This window comes from Citrobacter braakii (genome assembly GCF_002075345.1).
GTDB lineage: Bacteria > Pseudomonadota > Gammaproteobacteria > Enterobacterales > Enterobacteriaceae > Citrobacter > Citrobacter braakii.
Window position 1 is genome coordinate 214,311 of the sequence record NZ_NAEW01000006.1, and the last position, 17,840, is coordinate 232,150.

Sequence of the window (17,840 nt, forward strand, 5' to 3'; positions counted from 1 at the left end):
GTTGTTATCCGATTAACCCCAGGTTACTGGCGTCGGTTTTTCACCTCGGGCTTTCATTAAGGAATCGTTATCAATATCCTTTTTGTACTTCAGGAACTTACCGTACAGTTGTTTTTCGATATCAGGCTGCTTGCCAATCTGATTAAGGGTTTCAAAACGATCTTTTTTCAGGTTGTAGAGGTATTTAGGTTTATTTTCGCGATTGATGATCATTTTCCAGTCACCATCGCGAATAGCCCACTCATCCGTTGGATCATCCTGGAATGGCATATCAATACCAAAAATGAGTGGCTTCTGACGCGCTAATGTTTTCTGTTCCAGTAATGGCACCAGAGACTGCCCATCGTAGGTACGATCTGTTGGCAGTTTAAAATCCATCATATTTGCCAGCGTCGGCATCCAGTCGAGACCATAAACCGGCGTATCCGTTACCATCCCCTGCGGAATATGTTTACCATACTTGATGATTGCCGGAACACGGATGCCGCCTTCCCACAAATTGTCTTTACGACCGCGAAGCCCATCCGTTTCGCCCGCCAGGTTCAGTTCATACACTTTACGAGCCTCGCGTGTGACCGGTCCGTTATCGCTGGTAAAAATGACAATGGTGTTATCTTCTTCACCCATTGCCTTAATCTTATCCATTACTTTACCGACCTGCGCATCCATATAGCTGATATTGGCGTAATATTCTCCCGTGCCGCGCCACGGTTTATCAGCCCAATCTCCGTAGAACAGATCCGGATGCTGTTTCTGGTAGTCGCTCATGTTTTGTGAATACATATCGAGATACTTTTTCGGCGATGCCAGTGGGCTATGAACTTCTGTGAAGGCGACGTATAAGAAAAACGGCTTATCATCTTTCTTATTATCCAACCAGTTCACAACTTCAGAGCTTACTAATTCTCCACTGAAGGTCTCTGCTCTACCAATCGGCTTGCCATTACGCACAAAACCGGTTGGATGTACCATGCCATGACGCGGGCGCTCTGTTGCGGTATCTAAAGTTGAGTCCGTTACGAACCCGGCAGCATTCACCAGGGTGTAATCGAATCCCATATCGTTCGCTTGCGGCTGATCGGTGCGATCTCCTCCGGCATTCAGGTGTAATTTGCCCATTATCGCCGTGTCGTAGCCCTGCTCTTTCAGCAGATTGGCAATCGTCAATTCATTGCGTCCTAATGCGACGTCTTTCCCTTCAGGGATCCATGAGCGTATCCCGGTACGAAACGGCATACGCCCCGTTAATAAACCAGCACGAGAAGGAGAACACAGCGGCGCAGGTGCATAGTAGTCGGTAAATTTCACCCCTTCCTGCGCCAGCTTGTCGATATTAGGGGTTTTGACGATTTGATGGCCATAAGTCGCGAGATCGCCATAGCCTAAATCGTCAGCAAGAATGATGACTAAGTTAGGACGTTTATCCGTAGCAGCCTGCGCGGTTGACGATACGCTTCCGGCACATAAGGCCAGTCCGATCATACTGGCAACAACAGTTCTTTTCATTTCAACTCCTTTGAATTATCACATCACCAATTACGCAATAAACTTGCCAAAAGGCTTAATATTTTCGGTTGATTTCTGGCACTCACTATTACATCAGCATGCAATAAAGAGTGATTGAAAAAAAATAAAGAAACAAATACATTCGCAGACGCTATATTAATAATTAAAGTATCATTTTCATTTATATAAACTTACCAGAAAATTCTATTAAAAAACTGCACAATAACAAGTGACGAAGATCCCAAACACCTCCCTCACCCTCTCTATATCTCGTTAATGTCAGCATATGTTGTTTTCTCGGCACTAAGTTGCTAATAGCGAATAAGTCATACAAAAAGAATATCAAAAGCATCGATAAAAAATATTCGCGTTACTCCGGTAACACGCCTTATATTCAAAAAAACATAAAGTTAGCATAAAAAAAACAACACCTCCCGACACTTTCTCAAATTAATATTCGAACACTGGTATTTTTGCGACACCTATCACTCACAAACAAAACATCAACCAATAGACTTCCTTTTTTTCAAAAGCATTACACTTTATTATTTTCTTTACCTCACGGAGCTGAGCATGAACAAAAAATACATTAATAGTCTACTTGGTGCATGCCTTATCTTAGCCTGTTTTAATGGTCATTCAGCTGAACTAAAACGCGTATATGGGAAAATTAGTCTCGGGTATGGTGACTGGAATAAAGGTTTCGTAAACGTCGATCGTGGTGAAGTGTGGAAAGCGGTGGCTGATTTTGGCGCCGTTTTCGACAGAGGTGAATTTGCTTCATTTTACGAAATGAACGTTCTCAACCATCCAGTCGAAGGACGGAACCACGTTACTCAGTTTCTCGGACATTATCGTCCGATAGAAGGTTCTGATTTTACGTTGATGACCAAACTCTATATGTCGATGGAGAACACGTTTGGTGATGAATTGAATATGATGTATGGGGTCGGCTACCTTGGTCTGGTAGAAAAATCATGGTTCATTAAACCCTATGTGGCTATACACAATTTATCCAACGACTATACGTCAAAAAAATACGGTCAGGCTACTGGCCTTAACGGATATGTACTTGGTTGGGTTGCGGCATATAATTTTGAAATGTTTAACGAAAAATTTGCTGTTTCCAACTGGAATGAAATTGAAATGGATCGTAATGATGCCTATGCAGAGCAACAAGGTGGACATACTGGTCTGAATGGCGCAGTGACTTTCACATGGAAATTTATACCTAGCTGGACTGCATCGGTATCCTATCGTTACTTTAATAATAAATTAGGTTATAAAGATTATGGTGACCGTATGAATTATATGATTGGCTTCGAGTTCTGATTACTATCAAAATAAATAAAAAAGAAATAACCCAGTTTGAAACTCTGCATCCGATATATCAGATGCGGTGAGGTGTAATTGTCAATATATCGAATAAATGGAATATGAATATGAATGTGAAGAATAAATTCTCGCTGTCCCTCTTGTCTTTATGTATTGGTTTATCATCTGCTATAACCTTTACTGCAGATGCCAGAGACATTACCATTTACTACACAAATGATTTGCATGCTCACGTTACACCAGGGATTATTCCTTCTGTGTCGAAGACACGTGAGGTAGGAGGATTTGCTCCTATCTCTAAAATAGTTAAGGATGCCAAAGAAAAAGATAAAGATGTTTTTTTCTTTGATGCAGGTGACTATTTTACTGGCCCTTATATCAGCACCTTAACCAAAGGTGAAGCCATTATCGATATTTTGAATACCATGCCCTATGATGCCGTTTCGGTAGGAAATCATGAGTTTGACCATGGACATGAAAATCTAGTCACACAACTGAGTAAACTTAAATTTCCGGTACTGCTCAACAACGTGTTTTACAGCAATAGTGATAAACCATTAATTAAAACACCTTATACCATCGTCGAAAAAAATGGTTTGAAAATTGGTGTTATTGGGATGCACGGCGTTTCGGCATTTTATGAAGCAATTGCCGCAGGCGTCCGTGAAGGTGTTGACTGCCAGGATCCCGTACCGTATGTGAAGAAACAACTGGAAGAATTGAAAGGGAAAGTTGACCTGACAGTACTGCTCGCGCATGAAGGTGTACCGGGTCGTCAATCCAGCGGTGGTGATGAAGACGTTGCCCGTGCGCTGAAAGCTGACGTTGAAATGGCTAAAACGCTTGAAGGCTACGGGTTGAACGTACTGATCACCGGCCATGCCCATAAAGGTACTCCAGAACCCATTAAAGTCGGCGATACGTTGGTGGTTTCAACTAATGCCTACACGATTGAGTTAGGCAAGTTAGTCCTCGACTGGAACCCTGAAACCAAAAAAGTGGATAGCTACAATGGTAAGCTAATCACGATGTACGCAGATACCTATAAGCCTGATCCGCAAACACAGGCAAAAATCGATGAGTGGAACAATAAAGTTAAGAAAATTACCGACAGAGTCGTCGCCTACTCACCTGAAATTTTGACCCGTTCTTATGGTGAATCTGCTACTACAGGTAATTTAATTACTGATGCTTTGATGTATAAGGTACCTTACGCCGATGCCTCATTCTATAATGCTGGCGGTATTCGTTCCGAATTACCCAAAGGCAACATTACATATGGTGATGTATTGAGCATGTATCCATTCACCAATGATGTAATGAGTGTGGAGATCAGCGGTAAAGATCTCAGGTCAATTATGTCTCATGCCGCAGATTTGAAAAATGGGACGCTACACGCGTCAAAAACAGTACAGTTTAAATACGACAGCACAAAACCGTTGGGGCAGCGTATTGTTTCGTTTAGTATTAAAGGAAAACCGGTAGAAGACAGTCAATTTTATACTATTGCTCTGGATTCTTTTATCGGGAAAGGCGGTGGTGGATTTAGTTTCACCAATAGTAAAAATGTTAAATACATTAAGGGATTACAAACCGCTCAGGCAATAATCGATTACATGGAGCATGTGAAGAACATTGTTCCTGATCACACAATGCGTGTTGACGATATTAGCAAATGATTTTTTAGTAAGATCATTTAATACATAATGCGGCCACAATCATGGCCGCATTCATTTTTACTTATCAAAATAATGGCAGTTTATAAACTCTGAAAGCAGAAATATCATAACGATAATCATCACCATTTACTTCAGCATTTTTATAATAACCTGACGTTACCGTCGCCTCAAAAAGAAGCTGTTTCGTCTGCTTATTGATCTCTTGTAATACCAACATCCCCAGCGCCTGACTTCCATCTTGCGGATCCACAATATCACTGTATCCCGGTTGGGCAGATAGAGGACGACCATTTTCATCCATGGTGCTTGCACCAAAATGGATGACCAGATTACCATTGCTCAATAAATGCTTGGCACTTACGAAGCTGCTGTAGCCCCTGCTACCAACCTCGTCTTTCCCATATTCATACGAGCGTGTTACCGTCATCGTGTTTAGATCTATTCTAAACTGAACTACCCGGCTAAAGTTATCCTTTGGCAACAAGCTCCTGGCATCGTCTCGAGAACGATAATTTCCATTGTCAAAAACTAAAAACTCCAGAATACCGATCTCAGCATTTGGAATCTCTACGATATTATGCTGCCCCCATGTCCAGAAATTACTGTTCGCTAAATCAATTCCATCTTGAGTAGAAAAATCAAACAGCGGATTACCTGACTCATCGACTGGTGTCAGCAAGTATTCCTCAAAGTCGGAGGCCCAGTCTTCATGATCAGCCATAATAAAACGCAGTTGGCCCGAGTCGACATCAACACCGAAGATGGCACTTTGGTGACGCCCTGATGAAACCAGCACATTATTGGTTGTATTAATATAGCTCTGGTTGATATGCAGCCAGTCATCCATCGTAGCCGATTGACCCGGTGCACTTCCTGATGGACGTGGCGAACGAGAATAGTCCATCACTTTTAACATGTCATAATAAGCAACCTCAAGCCCTGAAGTGAGATCGATAATGGAAACACCATCTTTACCTGTTGAGTAATCATCTGGACGTCCATTAGTATATTCCGAGGGGGCAATAGCCAGATTGTTCTCTAATGGCAGAATGGAGTGATGAAACTCATTATCAAGGAGATAGACTGCATATACTCTGCCCATTACGTCAAATTCGTACATATCCAGGCAGTGATTAATTCCTTGTGACGTAGCCAGGAAATGCCCGCTGTCTGTTCGGACAAAGTTATAAGAAGGAATTGCCTGAGAGACATACCAACGAACGATGCCATTTTGATCAAAGGCAAGATTATAGCGATCAAAATATGTTGAAAAATAAAGGCCATCTGCAACTAATGAGGAATCGTCAACTGACTTTGTCACAGTGATGACAGGGAAGCCAAGACTGATATCAGCAGAATCCGATGGCGGCAATGCTGATGGGGTTACCGTGTATTGCCCAACAATCTGCGCACCTGAGATTAAGGTAACGACATTATCCTCCCCGGCAACCAGACCCGAAACTGGAATCAGGTTTGCACCGGTCTGCATGCTGTAGGTCCAGGATACAGCTACCGTTATCCCCTTGCTATCCTGCACATTAATTTTGATATCTTCATTCAATTTCCCCCAAATACCCAGATATAGGCTTAAAGGTGCCGTACTATAAGGATCTAACGTAACTATGGCATTATCATAATCATTAGTTTCCATCACTGCAGAGAGGAGTGTTTGATAGATTGCATTATGCGAAAGCACCGTTGCGTTATCAACATCAATTTTCTGGTTAACTGGCATACGAGGTTCTGGTTGACTAATTTGTAATTTATTAATTTGCATATCTCTATCCTTTCACAAAAAGTTTTCATTTCCAATCGGCTATATAATCCCGATAGCTGGTAAGATAAACAGAACCGTAGTATTCGTACAAATAACTAGTAATAAAATAATCTAAAAAAACATCTTTATGAAGAAACAAAAAATTTATGTGACTATAAAACCATCTATTAATATGCTATGCCATATATCCCCAAATAAAAGTCTATAAATTGCCATTCAGCCTATGTCAAAAAACTCAATAATGCCTCCCTACCCCCCTAATGGCCAATTAAATAAATAACTCCTATTTAATTTAAAATTAATACAAACTAAAAATATCATAACTTATGTGACACGTATCGTTTTTACATGCAACAGGTATGCATATGTATTGAATAACAGAAAATTTGTATTTAATATTTCTGAACACATTAAACTAACCATGGTATATAAATGACCATTTACATTATTAAAAATAGTTGTATGTATGATAACGCCAGCCATGAATTAAAAAGTAAAGATGGGAAGCGAACTATAAAACTTACTCATATGCGTTCTAAATGTTTAAATTTCATCCTAACTCATGCGCAAGAACTGGTGATAAGGAAAAATCATATTGCGGAAGCATTATGGGAGGACAGGAGTACATTTATAAGTGATGCTAATCTGACTCAACTACTCTATCTGGTCAGAAAAGACCTGAGAATTTTTGGCATTGACAATTTGTTCATTACAATTCCACGTCAAGGAGTACAGATTAATGAAAACATAGAAATAAAATGCTTAAATAGCAAACATCATTTCCTGCAGAAACCGTTTCTGTATTATTATGCAATGATTTTATTTATTACAATAATTCTATATATCACACTAAGATTTTACTTGCTTTAAGTATGGTAATGCCCATGGACGGGCAATACAGCTCACTTAGCAAAAACCTGTGCCAGTTTATCTTTCAACATTTTCAGTACGGGCCCAGCAAAAACCCCTCCCAGCCCTGACAATATGAGTATCATATTTATACCAGCACCTTTATCAAGAGCAATGCCAGAGAGTAAAAAACCTGTAAAACATGAAATAATGACTTGTTTTAAACATCCTGCTATATTTTTTTTCTTTCGTCCTCGGGCTTCTCTCATGAGATAGCTAACGACTCCCCCCCAAGCACTCACGATAATAATCGCAAGAATAGTCTCTAGCTCTATAATATACTTTAAGGCAGGTTCTGAACTTATTATCACTGACATAAATTATCCCGATCATTTATAGATGAATATTTAGATTGCAGTATCACTATCCACTCTCTAAGCACAACATAATATTTGTTTTTTTATATAAAGAAGCATAAACAGGGATTGTTTTAAAAAATATTTCATCAGGCAGTGATAATATTTTAATATCATACCCTCTGGTATATTTAAAAAATGAAGCCAACTCAAGAGGTACAATGCAGATCATATTTGTTGTTTCTACTATATTGACTACCCCTAACATAGAATCGCTGCGATAACCTATTTTACGTTCTGTTCTATGATCAACGCTATTGGTATAAACCATTACTTCAGGAGAGAACATATCAGATTGATATACCGCATGTGAAAAAGTATAAAAATGGTGTAGTGTGATTTGTTCTAAGATTGATAGTGGATTGTCGTTGCCACAAATACAAACATATTGCCTAAAAACGTCAATAAGATGAACTTCAATATCAAAGTTTTTTGGTGGTGAAAGATTAATTAAAATATCACCCACTCCAGAAAGTAACATTTCAGCCAAAGTATCTTCGCTATTTTTATTTACTGCATAATGATTTATTTCATACTTTTCAATTAACTCATCATTCCTAATAAAATGATGGAGATAATAATTTTCTACAATATCACTCCCTAATAAAGTTATTGCTGGAGGATCGTAGTTAATCTTTGAAAGTGAATATGTAGCGTTGATTACATTCACAACATGGCTATAGGCCTTATGGAGTTCCAATCCTTTTTTCGTAGGCGTCAACCCTTTTCGGGTTCGTTCAAAGAGTTTAAATGAATAAATATTCTGTAATCGACTTAACGCCTGAGAAACTGCAGCTGGTGTTATGGATAATCTCTCGGAAGCTCGAGAAGCGTTTCCGGATTCCACAACGGCATTAAATATCTTAATTAAATTGAAGTCAAAATCATTTTCGCGCACAAGCATTTCACTCACCTTTTCTTCTATTAACTGAGCAAAAAATAGAAGAAAATCTTTATTTTAAAAAATCATTTCTCATCATTTTTCCTGAAGATTTATTCTTGATATCTAACTCATTATTTTTGTATTCGATACAAAAATAAAAAGCCCAGGATTCTTCAATCCAAGGCCTTTTAATTAATAAGACAGCTGTAAATTAGCGCGTCAAATCGTCAAAAAATTTCTTCACACCGTCGAAGAAGCTTTTAGAGCGCGGACTGTTTTGCTCGCCGGTCGGGCCGCCAAAGCTGTCCTGCAGATCTTTCAGCAACTGCTTCTGCTTGTCGTTGAGGCCTACCGGGGTTTCAACCACCACACGGCACAGCAGATCGCCCTGTGCGCCGCCGCGTACTGACTTAACGCCTTTACCACGCATGCGGAACAGTTTGCCGGTCTGCGTTTCGCCCGGGATTTTTAACTTCACGCGACCATCCAGCGTCGGCACTTCAATCTCGCCGCCCAGCGCTGCCATCGCAAAGTTAATCGGCACTTCGCAGTACAGGTTATTGCCTTCACGTTCGAAAATTGGGTGCTGTTTTACCTGCACCTGAACGTACAAATCGCCTGCTGGCGCGCCATGTTCACCGGCTTCACCTTCACCCGCTAAACGAATACGGTCGCCAGTATCAACCCCTGCCGGGATCTTAACAGACAGCGTTTTGCTCTTCTCAACGCGACCATGACCATGGCATTTGTTGCACGGGTCTTTAATCAACGTACCGCGGCCCTGACAGTGTGGACAGGTCTGCTGTACGGCAAAAAAGCCCTGACGCATCTGCACCTGACCAGAACCGTGACAGGTTGGACAGGTCTGGGGTTGCGTGCCCGCCTTCGCACCGCTGCCGTGGCAAACATCACACTCTTCCAGCGTCGGAATACGGATCTCTTTGGTGACGCCACGCACGGCTTCTTCCAGAGTGAGATCCATGTTGTAACGTAAATCAGCACCACGTGAGGCGCGCTGACGACCGCGACCGCCGCCAAAGATATCGCCAAACACGTCACCAAAGATATCGCTGAAGTCGGCCCCGCCGCCAAAACCGCCGCCGCCGCCCATACCGCCTTGCTCAAACGCTGCATGGCCGTACTGATCATAAGCCGCACGTTTTTGCGCATCGGTGAGGATCTCGTACGCTTCTTTGATCTCTTTAAACTTGGCTTCGGCCTCTTTATCACCCTGGTTGCGGTCCGGGTGATATTTCATGGCCAGGCGCTTGTAGGCCTTTTTGATTTCACGCTCTTCCGCTGATTTGGAAACGCCTAAAATCTCGTAATAGTCTTGCTTAGCCATCTCTTTTTATCTGCCCCTAACATGCGTGCACGGGCGGAGAGGAAACCTCTTCGCCCGTGCCAGTAATTACCCGTTCAAAGGGCGATTATTTTTTGTCTTTCACTTCTTCAAACTCAGCGTCGACAACGTCGTCATCTTTCGCGTTGTTTGCAGAAGCATCAGCACCTGCTGCGCCAGCCTGCTGCTGTGCGTGCTGCTGCTGAGCGATTTCCATCAGTTTCTGGGAAACCTGTGCCAGCGCCTGCATTTTAGCTTCGATATCCGCTTTGTCTTCGCCTTTCAGAGAAGTTTCCAGCGCAGTCAGTGCAGACTCGATGGCAGTTTTGTCATCAGCCGGCAGTTTGTCGCCTGCTTCTTCAACCTGCTTGCGAGTGCTGTGCAGCAGATGGTCACCCTGGTTACGGGTCTGAACCAGCTCTTCAAACTTACGGTCAGATTCTGCGTTCGCTTCTGCTTCACGAACCATTTTCTGAATTTCTTCTTCGTTCAGACCAGAAGAAGCCTTGATGGTGATCTTCTGCTCTTTACCGCTATTTTTGTCTTTCGCGGAAACGTGCAGGATACCGTCGGCATCGATGTCAAAAGTAACTTCGATCTGCGGCATACCGCGCGGAGCCGGGCTGATGCCATCCAGGTTAAATTGACCCAGATCTTTGTTATCAGCGGCACGTTTACGTTCACCCTGCAGCACGTGTATGGTTACCGCAGACTGGTTGTCTTCAGCGGTAGAGAACACCTGGCTGTGCTTGGTCGGGATAGTGGTGTTTTTCGCGATCAGTGCAGTCATCACGCCACCCATGGTTTCGATACCCAGAGACAGCGGGGTAACGTCCAGCAGCAGCACGTCTTTCACATCACCGGTCAATACACCACCCTGAACGGCAGCACCGATTGCCACAGCTTCGTCCGGGTTAACGTCTTTACGCGGCTCTTTACCGAAGAACTCAGCAACTTTCTTCTGTACCATCGGCATACGAGTCTGACCACCGACCAGGATAACGTCCTGAACGTCGGAAACAGACAGACCAGCATCCTGCAGAGCAACTTTCAGCGGCTCGATAGAACGGTTAACCAGGTCTTCAACCAGGCTTTCCAGTTTCGCACGGGTCACCTTGATGTTCATATGTTTCGGACCAGTCGCGTCTGCAGTGATATACGGCAGGTTCACGTCGGTCTGCTGAGCGGAAGACAGTTCGATCTTCGCTTTCTCAGCGGCTTCTTTCAGACGCTGCATCGCCAGCGGGTCGTTACGCAGGTCGATACCCTGATCTTTCTTAAATTCGTCAACTAGGTAGTTGATCATACGGCTATCGAAGTCTTCACCACCCAGGTGGGTATCACCGTTGGTTGCCAGAACTTCGAAGGTTTTTTCACCGTCAACTTCGTCGATTTCGATAATAGAGATATCGAAAGTACCACCACCCAGGTCATAAACCGCGATAGTACGGTTGCCGACTTCTTTATCCAGACCGTAAGCCAGTGCAGCTGCGGTTGGTTCGTTGATGATACGTTTTACTTCCAGACCTGCGATACGGCCGGCGTCTTTGGTTGCCTGACGCTGAGCATCGTTAAAATATGCAGGTACGGTGATAACTGCTTCAGTTACCGGTTCACCCAAGTAATCTTCAGCCGTTTTCTTCATTTTTTTCAGCACTTCAGCAGAAATCTGCGGCGGTGCCATTTTCTGACCTTTTACGTCAATCCATGCATCACCGTTGTCAGCACCGATGATTTTGTACGGCATGATGGCTTCATCACGCTGCACTTCTTCGTCCTGGAAGCGGCGGCCAATCAGGCGTTTAATCGCAAACAGGGTGTTTTGCGGGTTTGTCACTGCCTGACGTTTAGCCGGCTGACCAACCAGAGTTTCACCATCCTGGGTATAAGCAATGATAGAAGGCGTGGTGCGATCGCCCTCGGCGTTCTCCAGCACACGTGCAGTAGTGCCATCCATAATCGCTACACAAGAGTTGGTAGTACCCAGGTCGATACCAATAATTTTACCCATCTAAACGTCTCCACTAAAAATTCGGTCATCATGTGGTTGTGAATCTGTAATAAGGGCGAAACGTGCGGTTTCAACTACCCTGAATCGTTTTTTTTCAGACTCACCACTGCGGTTGTCTACAAGATGGGGTCGTAACCCACGTCATCAAGGGGGGCATGAAAAATTTTTTTAGCCTTGTGGCAATAAATTCGCAGAAAAAAGGCAAAAAGAGATAAAAATGAATAGTCGCCAACCAGAATTAATTCATACAACCAATTAAATCAGGAAAGCCATTCACATGAAAATTGCAATAAAAAGAAAAGATTACGAGCATGAATCGTTTTTATGACGACGGTAATATGGTCTGAAGTCACACACTTTTGCAGCCGCCAAAGAGAAACTCCATGAAATCCGTGTTAACCCTTTCCGCCAGCCTGCTTATGGGCCTTCTGCTGAGCAGCACCGCCGTAACTGGCTAGCGTGATGCCCATCACAGGGAAAATAATTCATTTACCCTTCGTTAGATCATAGACAGTGCCCTCTCCCCTGATTATCATGCCGCGCCCCGAAGACAGCGATCGTTATTCGGGGAAACTATTTCACCATTCAATCAATGATGATTTTGAGGAATTATGGGCAACACTAAGTTGGCTAATCCGGCACCGCTGGGCCTGATGGGCTTTGGCATGACCACCATTCTGCTTAACCTGCACAACGCGGGTTTCTTCGCTCTGGACGTTATTATTCTGGCGATGGGCATTTTCTACGGCGGTATCGCGCAAATTTTTGCCGGACTGCTGGAATATAAAAAAGGCAACACCTTCGGTTTAACCGCCTTTACCTCCTACGGTTCGTTCTGGCTGACGCTGGTTGCGATCCTGCTGATGCCGAAAATGGGCCTGGCGGATGCAACCAATAGTCAGTTCCTGGGCGCTTACCTCGGTCTGTGGGGCGTGTTCACTCTGTTCATGTTCTTCGGTACGCTGAAAGCCGCGCGCATGCTGCAGTTCGTGTTCCTGAGCCTGACAGTGCTGTTCGCCCTGCTGGCCGTTGGCAACATTGCGGGTAACGAAGCGATCATTCACGTTGCTGGCTGGGTAGGCTTAGTGTGTGGCGCAAGCGCCATTTACCTGGCGATGGGTGAAGTGCTGAACGAACAGTTTGGCCGTACCATCCTGCCGATTGGTGAAGCGCACTAATCTGATGCAATCCCCCCTGACGGGGGGATATTCCTTACAAGCGCTGTAACTCTGCCTGTACGCTTGAATCGCGATAATAAAGATCCTGTCGCAGCCAAATCCCCAAACCTAGCCCTACCAGCGATAACGCCAGCACATACCAGGCCGGAGCTATTGGCGACACACTCATTAACATCGTGACGGCGATTGGCGTCAGACCACCAAAAATGGCGTACGACACGTTGTAAGAAAAGGATATTCCGGTAAAGCGGACTTCCGCCGGAAACGCGCGCACCATCACATAAGGCACAGCCCCCACCACGCCAACGCATAACCCCACCAGCCCGTATAACAGGAACAAATGCTGGGGATAGCTGCCGGTCAGGTGATAGAAAAACCAGCTTGAACAGGCCAGCAGCAGGCTGCCGACAATAAAGGTTTTGCTGGCGCCGACCCGGTCGACAATAAACCCGGCCAGCAGACAACCGACGCACAGCATAATGGTAGCGACACTGTTGGCTTGCAACGTTAGCGCCGGCACAAAGCCATACTGCTTCTGCAACCAGACTGGTGACATCAGGATCACCACCACAATCCCGGCTGAAAGCAGCCAGGTCAGCAGCATTGAAATAACCACCGCTTTTTTATGTTTGCTCACCACTGACTTCACAGGTAGCTCTTGCGCCAACGCTTTACGCTGCTGCATTTCGAGAAATATGGGCGTCTCCTGCAGCCAGCGACGCAGGTACATCGCCACCAGCCCAAACACGCCCCCCAGCAGGAAAGGAATACGCCAGCCGTAATCATGCACCGCCTGCTGCGTCAGGCTGGTGTTCACCAGCGTCGCAACCACCGACCCCAGCAAAATTCCCACCGTCAGGCCGGCAGTCAGCGTTCCGCAGGCAATGCCGATGCGACGCTCCGGTACATGCTCCGCCACGAACACCCACGCGCCCGGAACTTCTCCGCCGATGGCAGCGCCTTGCAAAATACGCATCAGCAGTAACAGCAGCGGCGCGAGGATCCCCATTGAGGCGTAGGTAGGCAACAGACCAATCGCCAGCGTCGGTATCGCCATCAGCAAAATGCTCAGGGTGAACATTTTCTTGCGCCCGACCAGATCGCCAAAGTGCGCCATGATGATGCCCCCCAGCGGACGCGCCAGATAGCCGGCGGCAAAAATGCCGAAGGTTTGCACCTGACGTAGCCATTCAGGGATGTCTGCGGGGAAGAAGAGCTCGCCAACAACAGCGGCAAAGAAGACAAAGATAATGAAATCATAAAACTCAAGCGCACCACCAAGGGCAGCAAGCGTAAGGGTTTTATAATCCTGGCGATTCAGCGGTCGAGTGTGTTGTGACATAGCAAACCATGAGTCAGTGAAGTAATTGAATCTGTTTGTTGATATATGTAAAGCAAAAATTACTATATCGTAAACAATTCAATACTCCACTGTCATTGGCACTTATGTCACGATCGGGCTACTTTCAGGCTTTTGTATCGCGTATTGCGCTTTTAGGACGAAAAGATGCTACAACAGTCGGTGCGGTTTCCACATACGGCCCATCCAATAGCTGTATACAATACGGTACACTTGCAAAAATACCCGGCACGATAACCTTACCGTCGGCATCTTTCACGCCTTCCAGCGTCTCTTTGATCGATTTTGGCTGCCCAGGCAGATTCAGGATCAACGCCTGCTTGCGAATCACGCCAACCTGACGGGAAAGAATCGCCGTTGGCACAAAGTGCAGGCTTATCTGGCGCATCTGTTCACCAAAGCCCGGCATCTGACGGTCGGCTACGGCAAGTGTCGCATCAGGCGTTACGTCACGACGGGCCGGACCCGTTCCGCCGGTAGTCAGCACCAGATGACAACTCATTTCGTCTACCAGCTCGCATAAGGTCTGTTCGATGATCGCCTGTTCATCCGGGATCAATCGCGTTTGCAGCTCAAAAGGGGTGGTAAGGGCTGACGCCAGCCACTCTTCAAGGGCCGGGATACCTTTATCCTGGTAAACGCCGCTGGAAGCACGGTCAGAAATGGAAACCAGGCCAATGCGTAAAGTATTCATGATTATTCCGTTTAAACAGTCTCGTTAAACAGAATGATACACTGCGAAGGGAAGGACAGACAGGTTTCAGAAGAGGTAGCGTGACCCATATCAGGGCCACGCACTAATGATTACAGCAGATCGCCGATCATTTTTTCCAGTTTACCCTGGTCTACAGCAAACTTACGGATACCGTCCGCCAGTTTGTCTACAGCCATCGGATCCTGGTTATGCTGCCACAGGAACTCAGCTTCGGTGATGCGTGCAGGGCGCGCTTTCACTTCGCCGGAGAAAGACAGTTTACGTTCGATAGCACCTTCGCTTTCCGCCAGTTCTTTCAGCAGTGCCGGAGCAATCGTCAGACGATCGCAGCCTGCCAGCTCAATGATTTCGCCGATGTTACGGAAGCTCGCACCCATAACTACGGTTTCGTAACCGTGCTGTTTGTAGTACTCGTAGATTTCCGTTACGGAAACCACACCCGGATCTTCTGCCGGTGCATACTCTTTCTTGTCGGTATTGGCTTTGTACCAGTCAAGAATACGGCCAACGAACGGAGAAATCAGATATACGCCAGCTTCTGCACATGCACGTGCCTGCGCGAAGGAGAACAGCAGAGTCAGGTTACAGTTGATGCCTTCTTTTTCCAGCTGCTCAGCGGCACGGATGCCCTGCCAGGTTGAAGCCAGTTTAATCAGGATGCGATCGTTGCTGATGCCAGCATCGTTGTACATTTTGATCAGGCGTTTTGCTTTAGCGATGGACGCGTCGGTGTCGTAGGACAGACGAGCGTCAACTTCAGTGGAGATACGACCTGGGACCAGTTTCAGGATCTCCAGACCGATATTTACTGCCAGCTTGTCGGTCGCGTCGACGACCTGCTGCGCACGGTCGTTGCTCTGCTGCTTAGCCCAGGCTACAGCGTCATCAATCAGCTTGCGGTATTCCGGGATCTGCGCTGCGTTAAGAATGAGAGAAGGGTTAGTTGTGGCATCCTGAGGCTGATACAGCTTCATTGCCGCGATGTCTCCGGTGTCGGCCACTACTGTGGTGAACTGACGAAGGGAGGTCAATTTGTCCGTCATGATAGCGATTCTCTTTAAACAGCTTGTTAGGGGGATGTAACCGATCTTCCCTGATGATAGCACGACGCACTCTCAGCGCAACCGCCTGGATTGTCCGACCAGCCGCTCAGCCCTGATTACGCATCGCCAAGCCTGTGATGCGCAATTAAGGGATATAACGATTGTTATGATAAACTCCCGCAATCAATCACCTTATAAGGTATATACTGGTCGATTATTGGTAGCGCTTACACGGGAATATTCGCGCTTACCGGCATCAACAAGAGGGATGTTAATGCCTGATTTTTTCTCATTTATTAATGAAATACTCTGGGGATCGGTGATGATCTACCTCCTGCTTGGCGCAGGATGTTGGTTCACCTGGCGTACAGGGTTTATTCAGTTTCGCTATATTCGTCAGTTTGGCAAAAGTCTTAAAAACAGCATCAGCCCGCAGCCGGGCGGTTTAACTTCCTTTCAGGCTTTATGCACCAGTCTTGCCGCACGTATCGGTAGCGGAAATCTGGCGGGCGTGGCGTTGGCGATTGCCGCTGGCGGCGCGGGAGCCGTGTTCTGGATGTGGGTCTCGGCGATCATTGGTATGGCGACGTCATTTGCCGAGAGCTCTCTTGCCCAACTGTATAAAGAGCGCGACAGCAAGGGACAGTTTCGCGGCGGTCCTGCGTGGTATATGGAGCGTGGGCTGGGCATGCGCTGGATGGGCGTTCTTTTTGCCATCTTTTTACTCATTGCTTATGGTCTGATTTTTAACAGCGTTCAGGCAAATTCGGTCTCTCATGCGCTGACCTTTGCTTTTGATATCCCTCCCCTCTTTACCGGTATCGCACTGGCAATAGTGTCATTATTGGCAATCATTGGCGGCATTAAAGGCGTTGCCCGCCTGATGCAATGGTTCGTTCCGATGATGGCGCTGTTGTGGGTCGGTTGCAGCATCGTCATCTGTCTGTGGCATTTCGGACAGCTCCCCGGCATTATCATGACCATTATAAAAAGTGCCTTTGGCTGGCAGGAAGCCGCAGCCGGTGCCGCCGGGTATACACTAAGCCAGGCCATTGCCAGCGGCTTTCAACGCGGTATGTTTTCTAATGAGGCCGGAATGGGATCAACTCCGAACGCGGCCGCGTCAGCAGCATCCTGGCCTCCGCATCCTGCGGCACAAGGCATTGTGCAAATGATCGGAGTATTAGTTGATACGCTGATTCTCTGTACGGCCAGCGCGATGATTGTTCTGTTGGCTGGTAATGACGCCAGCTATGTACCGATGGAAGGCATCCAGTTACTCCAGAAAGCGATGGTTTCAGTGACGGGAGAATGGGGTGCCGGATTCGTGGCGTTAATTGTGATTCTGTTTGCCTTTAGCTCTATCGTGGCCAACTATATCTATGCGGAAAACAACCTCGTTTTCCTGAAGCTGGACAATATCCGCGTCATCTGGCTATTACGGATCGCCACCGTTAGCACCGTTATCGGCGGAACGTTAGTCAGCGTTCCGCTGATCTGGCAGTTGGCGGACATCATTATGGCGTGTATGGCCATCACTAACCTGACGGCGATTCTGCTGCTTTCACCGGTTGTGCAGACGATCGCCTGCGACTATCTACGCCAACGCAAACTCGGGGTGCGCCCAGAATTCGATCCGCGCCGTTATCCTGATATCAGACAACAACTTGCGCCCGAAAGCTGGGATGAGACGCCGCGCGGATAGCGCGGCAATCGCAACCATCGATCAATTCTGTCGTTTTTTTT

General features: G+C 46.0%; 13 protein-coding genes. 4 read left to right on the forward strand and 9 right to left on the reverse strand.

Annotated elements, in window-relative coordinates:
• Window positions 1-12 precede the first annotated feature (12 nt).
• Window positions 13-1,506 (reverse strand): sulfatase family protein, encoded by a 1,494-nt coding sequence (locus tag BZK42_RS15095; RefSeq protein WP_080859392.1) that lies wholly within the window; start codon window positions 1,504-1,506, stop codon window positions 13-15.
• A 573-nt stretch (window positions 1,507-2,079) separates the two neighbouring features.
• Between BZK42_RS15095 and BZK42_RS15100 the strand changes: the two genes are divergently transcribed.
• Complete coding sequence (locus BZK42_RS15100; protein ID WP_047414475.1) at window positions 2,080-2,838, forward strand: outer membrane protein OmpK; 759 nt, start codon at window positions 2,080-2,082, stop codon at window positions 2,836-2,838.
• Between the two features lie 110 nt (window positions 2,839-2,948).
• Window positions 2,949-4,520: a bifunctional metallophosphatase/5'-nucleotidase gene (locus tag BZK42_RS15105; protein ID WP_065554597.1), complete on the forward strand. Its 1,572-nt coding sequence runs from the start codon at window positions 2,949-2,951 to the stop codon at window positions 4,518-4,520.
• Between the two features lie 64 nt (window positions 4,521-4,584).
• Here the strand turns inward: BZK42_RS15105 and BZK42_RS15110 are convergent, their stop codons facing one another.
• The 5 genes from BZK42_RS15110 to dnaK all read right to left on the reverse strand — a co-directional run bounded on the left by BZK42_RS15110 (window position 4,585) and on the right by dnaK (window position 11,798).
• Entirely contained in the window at window positions 4,585-6,297 is a 1,713-nt protein-coding gene (locus BZK42_RS15110) for an aryl-sulfate sulfotransferase (protein WP_047358359.1), read from the reverse strand.
• Window positions 6,298-7,199: 902 nt separating this feature from the next.
• Window positions 7,200-7,523: a phage holin family protein gene (locus BZK42_RS15120; RefSeq protein ID WP_046275510.1), complete on the reverse strand. Its 324-nt coding sequence runs from the start codon at window positions 7,521-7,523 to the stop codon at window positions 7,200-7,202.
• 46 nt (window positions 7,524-7,569) lie between these two features.
• Complete coding sequence (locus BZK42_RS15125) at window positions 7,570-8,466, reverse strand: LysR family transcriptional regulator (protein ID WP_080859393.1); 897 nt, start codon at window positions 8,464-8,466, stop codon at window positions 7,570-7,572.
• Between the two features lie 190 nt (window positions 8,467-8,656).
• Entirely contained in the window at window positions 8,657-9,790 is a 1,134-nt protein-coding gene (gene dnaJ / locus BZK42_RS15130) for a molecular chaperone DnaJ (RefSeq protein ID WP_008786151.1), read from the reverse strand.
• Window positions 9,791-9,875: 85 nt separating this feature from the next.
• Complete coding sequence (gene dnaK, locus BZK42_RS15135) at window positions 9,876-11,798, reverse strand: molecular chaperone DnaK (RefSeq protein ID WP_016151634.1); 1,923 nt, start codon at window positions 11,796-11,798, stop codon at window positions 9,876-9,878.
• 611 nt (window positions 11,799-12,409) lie between these two features.
• On the opposite strand from dnaK, the gene satP reads away from it, so the two are divergent.
• Entirely contained in the window at window positions 12,410-12,976 is a 567-nt protein-coding gene (satP, locus tag BZK42_RS15140) for an acetate uptake transporter (RefSeq protein ID WP_047358362.1), read from the forward strand.
• A gap of 34 nt (window positions 12,977-13,010) precedes the next feature.
• Here the strand turns inward: satP and BZK42_RS15145 are convergent, their stop codons facing one another.
• The 3 genes from BZK42_RS15145 to tal form a co-directional block, all read right to left on the reverse strand.
• A complete protein-coding gene (locus BZK42_RS15145; RefSeq protein ID WP_080859394.1) occupies window positions 13,011-14,318 on the reverse strand; it encodes an MFS transporter in 1,308 nt (435 codons plus the stop codon).
• A gap of 124 nt (window positions 14,319-14,442) precedes the next feature.
• Window positions 14,443-15,030, reverse strand: coding sequence for a molybdopterin adenylyltransferase (gene mog / locus BZK42_RS15150; protein WP_016155649.1), 588 nt, complete (start codon window positions 15,028-15,030; stop codon window positions 14,443-14,445).
• 110 nt (window positions 15,031-15,140) lie between these two features.
• The gene (tal, locus tag BZK42_RS15155) at window positions 15,141-16,094 is read right to left on the reverse strand and encodes a transaldolase (protein WP_016151631.1); all 954 of its coding nucleotides are present in this window, start codon (window positions 16,092-16,094) and stop codon (window positions 15,141-15,143) included.
• Window positions 16,095-16,368: 274 nt separating this feature from the next.
• Here tal and BZK42_RS15160 point away from each other — a divergent pair, with 274 nt between their 5' ends.
• Window positions 16,369-17,799 carry an alanine/glycine:cation symporter family protein gene (locus BZK42_RS15160; RefSeq protein ID WP_016155648.1) on the forward strand — a complete coding sequence of 477 codons (1,431 nt, stop codon included), beginning with the start codon at window positions 16,369-16,371 and terminating at the stop codon, window positions 17,797-17,799.
• Window positions 17,800-17,840: the final 41 nt, after the last annotated feature.

Bases quoted from the DNA above. Each gene is read 5' to 3' on its own strand.
- BZK42_RS15100 (WP_047414475.1), top strand. From the start codon at position 2,080: ATGAACAAAAAATACATTAATAGTCTACTTGGTGCATGCCTTATCTTA.
- BZK42_RS15125 (WP_080859393.1), bottom strand. From the start codon at position 8,466: ATGCTTGTGCGCGAAAATGATTTTGACTTCAATTTAATTAAGATATTT.
- dnaJ (WP_008786151.1), bottom strand. From the start codon at position 9,790: ATGGCTAAGCAAGACTATTACGAGATTTTAGGCGTTTCCAAATCAGCG.
- tal (WP_016151631.1), bottom strand. From the start codon at position 16,094: ATGACGGACAAATTGACCTCCCTTCGTCAGTTCACCACAGTAGTGGCC.
- BZK42_RS15145 (WP_080859394.1), bottom strand. From the start codon at position 14,318: ATGTCACAACACACTCGACCGCTGAATCGCCAGGATTATAAAACCCTT.
- BZK42_RS15110 (WP_047358359.1), bottom strand. From the start codon at position 6,297: ATGCAAATTAATAAATTACAAATTAGTCAACCAGAACCTCGTATGCCA.
- mog (WP_016155649.1), bottom strand. From the start codon at position 15,030: ATGAATACTTTACGCATTGGCCTGGTTTCCATTTCTGACCGTGCTTCC.
- BZK42_RS15120 (WP_046275510.1), bottom strand. From the start codon at position 7,523: ATGTCAGTGATAATAAGTTCAGAACCTGCCTTAAAGTATATTATAGAG.
- BZK42_RS15105 (WP_065554597.1), top strand. From the start codon at position 2,949: ATGAATGTGAAGAATAAATTCTCGCTGTCCCTCTTGTCTTTATGTATT.
- BZK42_RS15160 (WP_016155648.1), top strand. From the start codon at position 16,369: ATGCCTGATTTTTTCTCATTTATTAATGAAATACTCTGGGGATCGGTG.
- satP (WP_047358362.1), top strand. From the start codon at position 12,410: ATGGGCAACACTAAGTTGGCTAATCCGGCACCGCTGGGCCTGATGGGC.
- BZK42_RS15095 (WP_080859392.1), bottom strand. From the start codon at position 1,506: ATGAAAAGAACTGTTGTTGCCAGTATGATCGGACTGGCCTTATGTGCC.
- dnaK (WP_016151634.1), bottom strand. From the start codon at position 11,798: ATGGGTAAAATTATTGGTATCGACCTGGGTACTACCAACTCTTGTGTA.